Source organism: Lacunisphaera limnophila, from assembly GCF_001746835.1.
Taxonomy (GTDB): domain Bacteria; phylum Verrucomicrobiota; class Verrucomicrobiia; order Opitutales; family Opitutaceae; genus Lacunisphaera; species Lacunisphaera limnophila.
The window spans coordinates 1,463,392-1,477,622 of sequence record NZ_CP016094.1 but is presented as its reverse complement, the minus strand read 5'-3'; the positions used below and the strand labels follow the sequence as shown (position 1 = coordinate 1,477,622).

The window sequence follows — 14,231 nt, the reverse complement described above, 5'->3', positions numbered from 1 at the left end:
CATGCTGATCCGCCTCCTCGCCACTCTGCTGGTCAGTGCCTGCCTGCCGCCGGCCTTGAGCTCAGCCGAAAGTCAGGCGTCCACCCGCGCGCTAGCGCCGCTCAAATCCGTGGAAACCCCTCTCACCCTCCCCGGCGCCGAAACCTTCATCTATCAGGAGTTGCCGCCGGAGCCCATGCGGCTCCACGTGTTCAAACCCGCCGGCTGGTCGGCCGCGGACCGGCGCCCGGCCTGGATCCATTTCTTCGGCGGCGGCTTCCTGAACGGCACCCCGCTCCAATCCGCCGGCTACGGCCGCAACGCCGCCAAGCTCGGCCTCGTCGGCATCGCCGTGGATTACCGCGTGAAAAACCGCCACGGCACCGATGCCACCCAATGCGTCGCCGACGCCCGTGCCGCCCTGCACTGGGTCCAGACCCACGCCACCGAGCTCGGGATCGACCCGCAGCGCGTGGTCGTCAGCGGCTCCTCCGCCGGCGGTCATCTCGCGCTCTGGACCGCCATCACCGCCACGCCCTGGGGCAGTGACCCGGCCACGGCCCCGCTCCACCCACCCGCCGCCTTGATCCTGCTCAGCGCCGCCGCCGACACCTCCGAATCCGGCGGCCAGCGCTCCGACCGCTTCGCCGGCCACGGCCTCGCCCTTTCCCCTCAGCACCAACTCGACGCCCGCATGCCGCCGGTGCTGATGTTTCACGGCGACGCCGACACCGTCGTACCCTACCAGTATGCCGTGGCCCTGGACGAAAAACTGCGTGCCACCGGCAACGCCTGCGAATTCGTCACCCTCCCCGGCGGCGCCCACAACCTCGGCACCCAGGAGGAACGCGCGATCATCGCCGCGAAATCCAATGCCTTCCTCGAACGGCTGAAGATTCTGCCGGTGCAGCCGGGATTGCCTTAGCTGTAGGGCGGGGTCTCCGACGGAGGCTTGGCGGAGATGGCGAAGCAACCCCGCCAAGACGCGTTCGCCGCGGGATTAGGAGATCCCGCCCTACAAACAATTCCTCACCACCACCGGCTCTTCTCCGCCGCGACAAGCGCCTCGTCGAGCGTGGGCAGATACGCGTGCCAGAGCTTTTCCCACTCCAGGCTCACCGGCCCGGCAAACTCGGCCGCCAGTACTTTCCGCAACGGCGCCATCGGAAATTCTCCCGCGCCCGGCAACACATAGGTCCAGGCGTGTTTAGCGGAAGGCCGGCTGATGCTGTCCTTAACATCGATCGCCGCCACCGCGTCCTTGATCGCGGCCCAGGTCACGCACGGATCCTCGCCGCCCTTCTTCCACGTGTGGTGCGAATCCCAGCGGATCGCCGTGCCCGGCGCCACCGCGAGCAACCGCCGTACCGCCGCGCCCGTGAGCAGCGTGTCGTGCGTCTCGATCATGATGTCCGTTTTCCAACCGTGCTGGGCGCGGAGCTCGCGCCACCACCGCACGGTGTCCGCCATGGCCGCCAGTTCCGCCGCGTCGCCCGTGGTGCCGCCGTCGAACACCCGCAGCCCGCACACCCCGAGCGCCTCCGCCCACGGGATGAGTTGGAGAAACTGCTCCCGCTCCACCGCGGTCGCACCGACCGCCTTGAGCGAGGTGCAGAAAGCCGTGACCGGTTCCGCGGGCCGCCGGGCCGCCAGCCCCGCCGGTGAGCCGTACTCCGCCGTGAAATGGGCGTGCAGGTCCAGCGAGCCGCCGAGGGCGCGTAACTCGCAGCCGTCAAGGCCATGGCCGCGGACCAGCGCCCCCACCCCGGTCAGCGCGAGGTCGGGACAGCCCAGGGTGGAAATAATGCGGGTGTAGCTCAACGCGTCATGGTGCGGAAAAGGTCCGGGACCTGACGAGGCCAAATCCAACCGTCGGGCACCGGCATAAAAAAGGGCGCCGGCCTGGCCGGCGCCCCTGGGACGATGACCCGCTTAGAAGCGGGTGGTGAAGGAGACCGTGGCGCGACCGGGCAGGCCGCGTTGCTGGTTGGCCGGATAGTATTCGATGTCCTCCATGTTCTGCCAGTTCACGACCACGCTCATGTCGCGGTCCCCCCGCTTCCAGTCGTAGCCGATGGCCGAGTTCCAGAGCGTGTCGGCGGGCAGAAAGAGCCGCGGGTTGTTGGTGCGTTGCGCCTTCCGGCCGGTGTGATTGAAGCCACCGCCCACCCACAGGCCCTTCACCGCGTCCTGCGTGAAGCTGTAGCGCGTCCACAGGTTGAAGAGCGCCTTGACCGTCGCCTCGGGGTGGCTGCCGATGAAGGCCTCCATGCCCGGGGGAACCTGGATGACGCGGATGTCGTTCATGGCCCCGCTGAGATAGACCTGCCAGTTGTCGACCGGCGACCAGGTCAGCTCGGCCTCGATGCCCTTGCTGCGATCGATGGTGTCTTGAAGGCTGTTCGTGACCGTCACGCCCGAGGAGTTGAAGGAGTTGAAGCGCAGGATGCGGTCCTTCTGGTCGATCTGGAAGATCGCGACGGTGGACGACACGCGCCCGCCGAGGAAATCGGTCTTCAGGCCGAGTTCGTAGCCCTCAGCCGTGGTGGGCTTGGCGGGCCCGATCGGCACGTTGGCCCGCTGGAGGGCGGCCGCATTGTTGACGTAGGACTGGCTGTACGAGGCATAGATCATCATGTCGCGGGTGATCTTCCAACCCATGCCAGCCTGGGGCGTGATCTTTTTGGCCGAGACCTTGGCCACGCTGGCGGCGGGGTTCAGGAGATTGTCGGTCGCCCCCGAGGACTTGTTGTACCGGGCGCCCGCCACGACGTTGAGGCGGTCCTCAAGGAAGCTCGCGTTCATGATGGCGTAGGCGGCCGAGTTGCGGCCGGGAGAACGGGAGTTCGTGGTGATGGGCTGTGCGCCCGGGTCGAAGTCGGTGTCGTAGTTCCACGTGGCCGGGTTCTTCATGTCCCAGACCGGGAAGAAGCTGGCGGTCGGGCTGGAGCGCAGCAGGCCCCGGCTGACGGACTCGTTGTAGAAGAAGCCGACGAGCGGCTTCAGCTTCACGCCATGGGTGACATAGCTGCCGGCGAACTCGAGTTGGGACGTGCGGCCGAAGCCCCAGTCCTCCTGGAGGCGCTTGCGGCGGCCCAGCTGGGCTTGGGGCGCGAGGAGCGCGAGATCAATGTTCGTGAGCAGGTCCTCGGCGTAGGCGATGGCGGCGAGCCGGTAGTTGGCCGCGGAGATCGGCAGGGTGGCGCCGGTCGGGTAGTAGCTGGTCGGCACGGTGATGCTGACGGCGCCGAGGCCCGTCAGCTTGTGGGCCACCCGGCGCGTGTTCCAATTGAAGTTGGCCCGCGCCGTCCAGTGGTCGTTCAGACGGGCCGTGAGCTCGGCGTTGACCGACTCGTAATCCGAGTCGCGATAGTCGCTTCGGGAGACGTAGTTGAAATCACGCGGGAGCGGATAGTAGGTCAGGAAGCCGGGATCGATGTTGTTGAGCGGATTGATCAGCAGCCCGCTCGCACTGAGGATGCCGCTGGCCGGCGGGAGACCGACGATCTCGACGTTGGGCTTGAGCTGCGCCTGCGGCGGGTTCTCCCGGCGGCGGAACCACTGGTAGTCGACGGTCAGCGCGACCCGGTCGCTGATGTTCCAGGTGAGGGTCGGCGCCAGCACGCGGGTCTTCTGCGCGCCGGGGTTGAGAAACTCGAGGCCGTTCTCATACACGCCGTTGAAACGGAACAGCAGCTTGTCGCCCACCAACGGCTGGTTCACGTCCAGGCCTGTGCGCCAGAAGTTGTGGGTGCCGAACTGGGCGTTGATCGACGTGCGGGCCTTGGCGTGCGCGCGTTTGGTGATGTAGTTGACCGTGCCGCCGGGGGCGACCTGGCCGTAGAGGAGCGACGACGGCCCCTTCACCACCTCGACGCGCTCGATCGTCGCGGTGTCCACGTAACCCTCGCCCACAAAACCGTTGTGCTGCGGCGCCTGGTCAAAGCCGCGGATCGCATAGACCGAGTTGCCGGAGTTGAACTCCTTGCCCGCACTGGTCACGCTGGGTGCGTACTGCACCACATCGAAGAGGTCGCGCGCCCCGACGTCGGTGATGAACTGCTCGGTGAAGGCGCTGATCGCGAACGGCAGGTCCTTGATCGCGGTGTCCACCCGGGTGGCCGACACGGAGTTGGCGGCCCGGTAGCCGCTGTCCTTGTTCGTCGACACCGAGAAGGTGGGGAGCACGACGGTCTCCCCGACTGGCGCCGGCGCGGCGGTGGGGGTGGTGGGGGTGGTCTGGGCCTGGGCCGAGAGGGCAAAAAGGGCCAGGCAGCAGCAACCTGCTGCCCGGGCCCGCGTGAATACGACGGGAATACGTGGGGTCATACGCTTGGGGTTGGGGTGGAAACTAATACTTAATAAATATAAGTAGCAAATGAGATCAAGCCCATTTGTCAGAGTTATGGACCCTGCCGATAGTTATGATCCCGCCCGGCAGGATTGGAGTTCCGCTCAGCGGCCCGCCCGGACCCGGGCCGGCCGCGCGGCCGGTGCGGCCTGCGGGCGCACGCTCTGCCCGTCCACCCACGTCGCGCCGATCAGCGTCGCGCGCGGGAACTCCTGCACGCCGGTCTCGTTGTTGTGGATCTGGCTCACCACCATGTCCACCGCGGCCTCGCCCGTGACGAGATTGTGCTGGTTCATCCCCGCGATCTCCGGACGGGTGGAACGCCACTCCAGCTGGATCACGCCGATGTCCTCCGGTACCCGCCGTCCGGCTTCCTTCAGCCAGGCGATGACATTGTTGTAGAGCGTGAAGATCACGTCCGGCTGGTGTTTGTCCAACCACGCCCGGAACCCCTTCGGCTCGGCCTGCGCGCCGGTCTCCTCGCTGAACACCGGCACATGCTGCGCCCGCGGCAACAGCGTCCGCTGGCCGGTCAGGTAGCCGGCGGAAAACCGCCGCTCCACCAGCGCGTCGATCACATCGTCGAGCACCAGGCCGGGCCGCTTGTAACCGAGCGCCAGCGCCCGCTCGAAGGCGGTCAGCGCCAGGTGGTGGTGATCCACGCAACAAAAGGACAGCGCCGGGTCGCGCGTGCGCACGCCGGTCACCACGGTCGGCAACTGCGCCCAGACCGGGGCGAGTTCGTCGGGCAGGTGCGTCGTGTCCATCAGGCCGACCAGCACGAGCCCCTTGATGCCCCGCGTGTGGAGGATGCGCAGCCAGCGCTGGGCGTTGAGCGTGGGGTCGTGCAGCCAGAACCGGTCGAAGCCGTAGCCCAGTTTCTCGGCCCGGCTCTCGCAGCCCTCCACATAGGTCGGGATGGTCGGGTGCGCCCGGAACGCCTGCGGGTCGCGGTTGGCGTTAACCAGCGCGAGCTTCGCCTGCAGCCGCGTCGTCCGGCTGGCCCGCAGCTGTGCCATCAGGTGGGAGACGACCGCGTTGGGCTGGTAACCCAGCTTCGCCGCCGCTTTCCGGATGCGCTCGCGCGTCTCCTCCGGGATCTGCCGGTCGCCCCGCAACGCCAGCGAGACGGTGTTCTTCGAGAAACCGACCTGGCGGGCGATGTCGTTCAGGGTGGGACGGGCCATGGGAATGACAGGCCTGCACTGTTTCCCCCAAATCATGTAACCGTCAAGTAAGTCATGCAGGCAGGTGGCGCCTGGCCTCTGGACAGGCTGTTCGGCGCGCGCCGCCGTCCCCCCGTCCCCCCCACATTACGGTCATGCCTACCCTCCTGTTGACCGGTCTCCCATCCGCCCCTACACCTCACCCTTCTTACCCCATGTTCACCCTCGGCATTGATTACGGCACCAACTCCGTCCGCGCCCTCGTGGTGCGCTGCAAGGACGGCAAGGAATTCGGCACCAGCGTGGTCAACTACCCCAGCGGCACCCAGGGCGTGTTGCTCGACCCGCGCGACCACAACGTCGCCCGCCAGTCGCCCGCCGACTACCTCTTCGGTCTCGAGAAATCCGTGAAGGGCGCCCTCGCCCAAGCCCGGAAGCAGAAGGGCTTCGATGCCTCGAAGGTGATCGGTCTCGGCGTGGACACCACCGGCTCCAGCCCGATCCCCGTCGACGCACAGAACCGCGCCCTCGCCACCGACAAGAAATGGGCGAAGAACCTCAACGCCCAGTGCTGGCTCTGGAAGGACCACACCGGCTGGCGCGAGGCTGCGAAGATTACCGCCCTCGCCGCGCAACACCGTCCCCATTTCATCGCCAAGTGCGGCAACACCTATTCCTCCGAGTGGTTCTGGGCCAAGCTCTGGCACTGCCTCGCGGTGGACCCGAAGGTCTTCTCCGCCGCCTACTCGTGGGTCGAACTCTGCGACTGGGTCCCGTCCGTGCTCGCCGGCGTCACCGACCCGCGGGCCGTGAAACGCGGCGTCTGCGCCGCCGGCCACAAGGCCCTCTACGCCGAAGACTGGGGCGGCCTGCCCGACAAGGAGTTCCTCGCCCTCCTCGACCCGCGCCTGGCCGACCTCCGCGACCGCCTGTACGAGAAGGCCCACGACGCCAGCGAATCCGCCGGCAATCTTTCCCCCGAATGGGCCAGGAAACTCGGCCTGCGCGCCGGCATCCCAATCGCCATCGGCGAGTTCGATGTCCACTACGGCGCCATCGGCTGCGGCGTGGCCGAGGGCACGCTGGTCAAGGTCATCGGCACCTCCACCTGCGATTGCGGCGTGGTCTCCGCCGCCCGGACCGTGCCCGACATCCCCGGCATCTGCGGCATCGTCAAAGGCGCCATCCTCCCCGGCTTCTATGGCATCGAGGCCGGCCAGAGCGCCGTGGGCGACATCTTCAAGTGGTTCGTCGAGGGCGTCCTGGGTGACGCCAAGCTCCACGCCACGCTGACCGCCGACGCCGCGAAGCTGAAGCCCGGCCAGAGTGGCCTGCTCGCCCTCGACTGGAACAACGGCAATCGTACCATCCTCGTCGACCAGCGCCTCACCGGCCTGCTCGTCGGCCAGACGCTCTACACCACCCAGGCCGAGATCTACCGCGCGCTCATCGAGGCCACGGCCTTCGGCGCCCGCGCCATCATCGAGCGGATCAAGGAATACGGCGTCCCCCTCGACCGCGTCGTCTGCGCCGGCGGCATTGCCGAGAAGAACCCGCTGCTCATGCAGATCTACGCCGACATCACCGGCTGCACCATGCTGGTCGCCGGTTCCTCCCAAGCCTGCGCCCTCGGCTCGGCCGTCAGCGCCGCCGTGTTGGCCGGCGCCCACCCGGACTTCCCCACCGCCCAACGGAAGATGACCTCCCTAAAAAAGGTCGCCTACCGGCCCAAGCCCCCCGCCCAGAAGACCTACGACCGGCTCTACGTTCTCTACCGCCAGCTCCACGACAGCCTCGGTGGTCGCACCAAAGCCGCCGATCTCGGCGGCGTCATGAAGGAACTCCTCACGATCAAGGAATCCGTCCGGTCCTGATCATTCTCGTTCTCGTAATCGTTCTCTCCTCGGCCGAGATTAGGATAACGATGAAGAGAACGATAACGATTCCCCTACTCGCTACCCACTACCCGCTACTAGCTACTTTCCCTTCTCATGAAACTCCTCGCCTCCCCTGAAATCTGGTTCGTCTGCGGCTCCCAGCACCTCTACGGCCCCGGCCCTCTCCAGCAGGTCGCCGCCAACGCCCAAAAGGTCGCCGCCGGCCTCGCCGCCTCGCAGCAGCTCCCGCTCAAGACCGTCTTCAAGGCCCTGCTCACCACGCCCGACGAGATCACCAACGTGATGCTCGCCGCCAACAACGACGCCAACTGTGCCGGCCTCGTCCTGTGGATGCACACGTTCTCCCCGTCGAAGATGTGGATCCGTGGCCTCAGCGTGCTGAAGAAACCCTTCCTGCACCTGCACACCCAGTTCAACCGCGACCTGCCCTGGGGCACGATCGACATGGACTTCATGAACCTCAACCAGGCCGCCCACGGCGACCGCGAGGCCGGGTTCATCCACACGCGCATGCGCCTCGCCCGCAAGGTCGTCGTCGGCCACTGGACCGACGCCGAGGTGCTTGAGCGCATCGGCGCCTGGCAGCGCGCCGCCCGCGCCTGGCACGACTGGCAGGGCGCGAAGTTCGTCCGCTTCGGCGACAACATGCGCAACGTCGCCGTCACCGAGGGCGACAAGGTCTCCGCCGAGATGAAACTCGGCTTCGCCGTCAACACCCACGGCGTCGGCGACCTCGTCTCCGTCGTGGATGCGGTCAGTGCCGCCGACATCACCGCCCTCTGCGCCGACTACGAGAAGACTTACGCCGTGGTTCCCGCCCTCAAGAAAGGCGGCAAACGCCACGAGGAACTCCGCTACAGCGCGCGCCTCGAACTCGGCATGGGCGCCTTCCTCGAGCAGGGAGGCTACAAGGGTTTCACCGACACCTTCGAGGACCTGCACGGCCTCAAGCAACTCCCCGGCATGGCCACGCAGCGCCTGATGGGCGCCGGCTACGGCTTCGGCGGCGAGGGCGACTGGAAGACCTCCGCCCTGGTCCGCGCCATGAAGGTCATGAACGCCGGCCTGCCCGGCGGCACCTCCTTCATGGAGGACTACACGTACCATATGTCACCCAAGGGCCACCAGGTCCTCGGCGCGCACATGCTCGAGATCTGCCCGTCCATCGCCGCCGGCAAACCCGCCGTCGAAATCCACCCGCTCGGCATCGGCGGCAAGGAGGACCCCGTGCGCCTCGTGTTCAACGCCCCCGCCGGCGACGCCCTCAACGCATCGCTCGTCGACCTCGGCAACCGCTTCCGCCTCATCGTCAACGAGGTCAAGGCCGTCAAGCCGCCCAAGTTGCCCAACCTCCCCGTCGCCCGCGCCGTCTGGGAATGCAAACCCGACTTCAAAACCGCCTGTGCGGCGTGGATCTACGCCGGCGGCGCCCACCACACCGGCTACAGCTACTCGGTCACCACCGAGATGCTCGAGGACTTCGCCACCATCGCCGGCCTCGAGACCGTCGTCATCAACGCCGGCACCACGCTCCCGCAGCTCAAGCAGGACCTCCGCAACAACGAGGTCTATTACCACCTGAACGACGGCTTCCGGGCTTGAGGGCCCGAAAACCAGTTGAAGGGGAAAGTTGAAGTTTAAGACTCCCGCTTTCCTCCTGTCTTTCTCTTCAACTTAAACTTAGGACTTAAACGTGCTCAAAGAGCTTAAACGCGAGGCCTATGAGGCCAACCTCGCCCTGCCGCGGCACGGGCTGATCAACCTCACCTTTGGCAACGCCAGCGCCATCGACCGCGCCAAAGGCATCTTCGCCATCAAACCCAGCGGCGTGGCCTACGCCGACCTGAAGCCCGCCGACATGGTCCTCATCGACCTCGAGGGGAAGAAAGTCGAGGGGAAGCTCAACCCCTCCTCCGACACGCCTACGCACCGCCGGCTCTTTCTCGCCTTCGCCGACATCGGCGGCGTGGTCCACACGCACAGCTCCCACGCCACCAGCTTCGCCCAGGCCGGCCGCGAGATCCCGATCTTCGGCACGACGCACGCCGACTACTTCAACGGCAACATCCCTGTCACCCGCAAGATGTCCGCCCAGGAAATCGGCGGCGGCGCCTACGAATGGGAAACGGGCAATGTCATCGTCGAGCGTTTCAAAAAACTCGATCCCGCCGACTTCCCCGCCGTTCTCGTCAACCGCCACGCCCCCTTCACGTGGGGCAAATCGGTCGCCAAGGCCGTCGAGGTCGCCGTCGCCGTCGAGTGCATCGCCCACATGGCGCTGATGTCGCTCTCGCTCGAACCCAAGCTCAAGACCATCGAGCCCGCGCTTCTGGCCAAGCACTTCAAGCGCAAGCACGGCCCCGGCGCCTACTACGGCCAGCCCGGCCACTGCTAAAACATTCCCGTAAGGTCGCCGCGCGCCGGCGGACCGCGGGTTTTTGACTTGGGGTGGAACCTGACCTCCGGGCAGGTTTTGTCCGCCGGTAATCAGCCCGGCCTGCCTGCAAGCCTTAGCCTTGGCTACGGCTGGAGGTCTGGCTCGACCCGCCTCGGCCCCCTCTCATTTTTACATCCCCAGAGGGAATCTATTTCGTTGACGACTATATTCAGCTTGTTTTTGTCTTCCGGCGAAACATGCCCCCCGCTGCCCCCAAGTTTGACTTCTCGGTGCTGCGCACCCTCCGCGACCAGCATGAGCTGACCCTCGCCGCCCTCTCCGAGGCCTCCGGCGTCTCCGTCGGCGTCATCTCCAAGCTCGAGCGCAACCAGCAGTCGGCCGAGCTCGACACCCTCTACCGCCTCGCCCGCGCCTTCGGCCTCAGTGCCACCGACCTCCTCGCCCTCTGCGAATCCGAGCTCGTCCATCGCACCGCCGAGAAAACCTACCGCTCCGGCGACTTCAAATTCCGCCAGGTCAAATACGCCAACGTCGTCGCCCACCTCGGCTCCGCCCCCGCCGGCGCCAAGGTCAACCGCCCCGAGATCCACCACGACGACACCGAGGTCTGCTGGGTCACCTCCGGCCGGCTCCGCGTCACCCTCCCCCACGAGACCGTCGAGCTCGGCGAGGGCGAGAGCATCCAGTTCGACGCCATCCAGCAGCACGCGTACGAGTCCCTCGCCGACTCCGAATTCGTGATCCTCCACCTCCGCAAAGACAAACGGTACTAACCACGGCGACACCGAGATCACAGAGCCAAAGCCCTTTGACTGTATCACCACCTCCGTGACCTCTGTGTCTCTGTGGTTCAAAACCTTCCTCTTCCCCTGCCCTCATGAAAATTGACGACCAGCTGCAAGCCACCGCCCTCACCCCCGCGCTCCGGAATTTCTGGCAGCTCTCCGGCACGAAGATCGACCTGATCTTCAAGCACTACGACCCGGTCAAGGGCTCGCCCGTCTTCACCGTCGCCGGCCAGTACACCGCCCGCGGCTGGACCGAGTGGACCGAGGGCTTCAACTACGGCTCCGGTTTCCTCCAGTTCGACGCCACCGGCGAACAGCGCTACGCCGACGCGGCCGCGAAGCTCACGGTCGACCGCATGGCCTCGCACGTTTCCCACACCGGCGTCCACGACCACGGGTTCAACAACCTCTCCACCTACGGCAACTGGCTCCGCCTCCAGCGCGAGGGCAAGCTCCCCGCCACCCAGGTCGACTTCTGCGAACTGGCGATCAAAGCCTCCGGCGCCGTCCAGGCCGCGCGCTGGTCCCCGATCCACGGCGGTGGTGGCTATATCTATTCTTTCAACGGCCCGCACTCCCTCTTCGTCGACACCATCCGCTCCGTCCGCATCCTCATGGTCGCGCACCAGCTCGGCCACCGCCTCATGGGCGAGAACGACGCCCCGCACTCCCTCCTCGAGCGCGGCCTGCAGCACATCGAGGCCACCGCCAAATATTCGATTTACTACGGCGAGGGCCGCGACAGCTACGACGTCCCCGCCGAGCGCGGCCGCACCACGCACGAGGCCATCTTCAACCGCAACGACGGCCGCTTCCGCTGCCCCAACTCCCAGCAGGGCTTCTCCGGCTTCACCACCTGGACCCGCGGCCTCGCCTGGGCCATGGTCGGCTTCGCCGAGGAGCTCGAGTTCCTGAAAACTCTCGCCGACGCCGACCTCGCCCCCCTCGGCGGCCGCGCCAAGTGGGAGGCCCTCCTCCTCAAGGGCGCCACCGCCACCTGCGACTGGTTCATCGCCAACACTGCCCTCGACGGCATCCCCTACTGGGACGGCGGCGCGCCGAATCTGCACAAGCTCGGCGACTGGCGCACCCGCAATGCCGAGATCTTCAACGACCACGAACCGGTCGACAGCTCCGCCGCCGCCATCGGCGTGCAGGGCCTGCTCCGCCTCGGCCGCTACCTCGGTGAGTCCACCCCCGCGGGCAAAAAATACTGGCAGGCCGGTCTCACCACGATGCGCACGCTTCTCAGCGACGCCTACCTGGGCATTGACCCGAAACACCAGGGCCTCCTCCTCCACAGCGTCTACCACCGCCCGAACGGCTGGGACTTCATTCCCCCCGGCCAGAAGGTCCCCTGCGGCGAAGCCTGCATGTGGGGCGACTACCACCTCCGCGAAGCCGCCCTCACCCTCCAGCGCCTCATCGAGGGCAAGCCCCACTACACCTTCTTCGGCTGCCTGAAGACCTGATTTTTTTACCCACGGAGACACAGAGAACACAGAGAACAATCCCCCCTGCTTCAAAATCTCTCTCCTCTGTGTCCTCTGTGCCTCTGTGGTTAGTCCCCTCCTTCCGATGACCCCCGCGTCCCTCGATAAACTCTGCATCCACACGATCACCACCAAGCCGTGGGCGATCGAGACCTCGGCCGCGAAGTTCGCCGCCGCCGGCGTGAAGGGCATCACCGTCTGGCGCGATACCCTCGCCGGCCGCGACATCGCCAAAACCGGCCAACTCCTCCGCGACCACGGCCTCTCCATCGTCTCGCTTTGCCGCGGCGGTTTCTTCCCCGCCACCACCGACGCCGACCGCACCAAGGCGCTCGACGACAACCGCAAGGCCATCGCCGAGGCCCACGCGCTCGGCGCGCCGCTCATCGTCCTCGTCTGCGGCGCCGTCCCCGGCCAGCCGCTCACCGAATCGCGGAAACAGATCACCGACGGCATCGCCGCCCTCCTCCCTGAGTGCCAGGCCGCCGGCGTAAAGCTCGCCATCGAGCCCCTCCACCCGATGTACGCCGACAGCCGCTCCGCCGTGAACACCCTCGGCCAGGCCAACGACATGGTCGAGCAGCTCAAGTCGCCCTACGTCGGCGTCGCCGCCGACGTCTATCACCTCTGGTGGGACCCCGCGCTCGAAGCCGAGATCGCCCGCTGCGGCCGACTCAACGCCCTCTTCGCCTACCACGTCTGCGACTGGCGCACCCCGACCACGGATCTCCTCCTCGACCGCGGTCTCATGGGCGAGGGCTGCATCCCCCTGAAACAGATCCGCTCCTGGGTCGAAGCCACCGGCTTCAACGGCTTCAACGAAGTCGAAGTCTTCAGCACCCGCCTCTGGGCCACCGACCAGGATGAGTACCTCGCAAAGATCGTCCAGGCCTACAAGGACCACGTTTAACTCACCTTTTAACCACAGCGACACAGAGAAACACCATTCCTGCCTCGGTGCTCTCTGTGCCTCTGCGGTTCATAACTTCATCCATCAACCCCTCCCTTTATGAAAACCCACAAAATCGGCATCATCATGAACGGCGTCACCGGACGCATGGGCACCAACCAGCACCTCATCCGCTCCATCAAGGCCATCATCGACCAGGGCGGCGTGAAGCTCTCCGATGACGAGGTCATCATGCCCGACCCGGTGCTCGTCGGCCGCAGCGAGGCCAAATTGAAGGCCCTCGCCGCCCGTGTCGGCGTCACCCGCGTCTCCACCAACCTCGACGCCGAACTGGCCAAGCCCGACAACCAGATCTACTTCGACTCCACCCTCACCGGCCAGCGCCCGATGGGCGTCCGCAAGGCCATCGCCGCCAAGAAACACATCTACTGCGAGAAGCCCACCGCCACCACGTCCAAGGAGGCCCTCGCCCTCGCCGACGAGGTCGTCGCCGCCGGCCTCAAGAACGGCGTCGTGCAGGACAAGCTTTGGCTCCCTGGCCTCGTTAAGCTCAAGTGGCTCATCGACCAGGGCTTCTTCGGCAAAATCCTCTCTGTCCGCGGCGAGTTCGGCTACTGGGTCTTCACCGGCGAGCACGAGAAACTCCAGCGCCCCTCGTGGAACTACCGCAAGGAGGACGACGGCGGCATCATCGTGGACATGGTCTGCCACTGGCAGTACGTGATCCAGAATCTCTTCGGTGACATCAAGAGCCTCACCTGCCTCGGCGCCACCCACATCCCGCAGCGCTGGGACGAGGCCGGGAAACCCTACAAGTGCACGGCCGACGACTCCGCCTACGCCACCTTCGAGCTGAAGAACGGCGTCATCTGCCACTTCAATTCCTCGTGGGACGTCCGCGTCGACCGTGACGACCTGCTCACGCTCCAGGTGGACGGTACGCACGGTTCCGCCGTCGCCGGCCTCCGCGACTGCAAGGCCCAGGCTCTCGCCGCCACCCCGCGTTGCGTCTGGAATCCTGACATCGACAGCTCGATCAAATACAAGGACGGCTGGGTCCGCGTTCCCGACCAGGGCTTCTACGACAACGCCTTCAAGATCCAGTGGGAGCTCTTCCTCAAGCATGTCGTCACCGGCTCCGCCTTCCCCTGGTCCCTTCACGAGGGCGCCAAGGGCGTGCAGTTGGCCGAAGTCGCCCTCGACAGCTGGGCCCAACGCCGCTGGCTCGACGTCCCCGCGCTCAAGTGA

At 66.3% G+C, this 14,231-nt stretch carries 11 protein-coding genes; 8 read left to right on the top strand and 3 right to left on the bottom strand.

Features of this window, described 5'->3' with window-relative positions:
* Nucleotide 1 precedes the first annotated feature (1 nt).
* Nucleotides 2-904, top strand: coding sequence for an alpha/beta hydrolase (locus Verru16B_RS06235; RefSeq protein WP_069961477.1), 903 nt, complete (start codon nt 2-4; stop codon nt 902-904).
* Nucleotides 905-1,008: 104 nt separating this feature from the next.
* Here Verru16B_RS06235 and Verru16B_RS06230 read toward each other — a convergent pair whose 3' ends face one another.
* The 3 genes from Verru16B_RS06230 to Verru16B_RS06220 form a co-directional block, all read right to left on the bottom strand.
* A complete protein-coding gene (locus Verru16B_RS06230; protein WP_069961476.1) occupies nt 1,009-1,800 on the bottom strand; it encodes a sugar phosphate isomerase/epimerase family protein in 792 nt (263 codons plus the stop codon).
* Between the two features lie 111 nt (nt 1,801-1,911).
* Nucleotides 1,912-4,308: a TonB-dependent siderophore receptor gene (locus Verru16B_RS06225; protein WP_069961475.1), complete on the bottom strand. Its 2,397-nt coding sequence runs from the start codon at nt 4,306-4,308 to the stop codon at nt 1,912-1,914.
* A gap of 126 nt (nt 4,309-4,434) precedes the next feature.
* Nucleotides 4,435-5,517 (bottom strand): LacI family DNA-binding transcriptional regulator, encoded by a 1,083-nt coding sequence (locus Verru16B_RS06220; protein ID WP_069961474.1) that lies wholly within the window; start codon nt 5,515-5,517, stop codon nt 4,435-4,437.
* Between the two features lie 194 nt (nt 5,518-5,711).
* Here Verru16B_RS06220 and Verru16B_RS06215 point away from each other — a divergent pair, with 194 nt between their 5' ends.
* The 7 genes from Verru16B_RS06215 to Verru16B_RS06185 all read left to right on the top strand — a co-directional run bounded on the left by Verru16B_RS06215 (nt 5,712) and on the right by Verru16B_RS06185 (nt 14,231).
* Nucleotides 5,712-7,370, top strand: a complete 1,659-nt coding sequence (locus tag Verru16B_RS06215) for a ribulokinase (RefSeq protein WP_069961473.1) — start codon at nt 5,712-5,714, stop codon at nt 7,368-7,370.
* Between the two features lie 117 nt (nt 7,371-7,487).
* Nucleotides 7,488-8,996, top strand: coding sequence for an L-arabinose isomerase (araA, locus tag Verru16B_RS06210; RefSeq protein ID WP_069961472.1), 1,509 nt, complete (start codon nt 7,488-7,490; stop codon nt 8,994-8,996).
* Nucleotides 8,997-9,087: 91 nt separating this feature from the next.
* Nucleotides 9,088-9,789, top strand: a complete 702-nt coding sequence (gene araD, locus Verru16B_RS06205) for an L-ribulose-5-phosphate 4-epimerase AraD (protein WP_069961471.1) — start codon at nt 9,088-9,090, stop codon at nt 9,787-9,789.
* A gap of 239 nt (nt 9,790-10,028) precedes the next feature.
* Nucleotides 10,029-10,565, top strand: coding sequence for a helix-turn-helix domain-containing protein (locus Verru16B_RS06200; protein WP_069961470.1), 537 nt, complete (start codon nt 10,029-10,031; stop codon nt 10,563-10,565).
* Nucleotides 10,566-10,669: 104 nt separating this feature from the next.
* On the top strand, nt 10,670-12,052 hold the full coding sequence (locus Verru16B_RS06195) for a glycosyl hydrolase (protein WP_069961469.1): 1,383 nt from the start codon (nt 10,670-10,672) through the stop codon (nt 12,050-12,052).
* Nucleotides 12,053-12,158: 106 nt separating this feature from the next.
* Complete coding sequence (locus tag Verru16B_RS06190; protein ID WP_069961468.1) at nt 12,159-12,983, top strand: sugar phosphate isomerase/epimerase family protein; 825 nt, start codon at nt 12,159-12,161, stop codon at nt 12,981-12,983.
* A gap of 99 nt (nt 12,984-13,082) precedes the next feature.
* Nucleotides 13,083-14,231, top strand: coding sequence for a Gfo/Idh/MocA family protein (locus Verru16B_RS06185; RefSeq protein WP_069961467.1), 1,149 nt, complete (start codon nt 13,083-13,085; stop codon nt 14,229-14,231).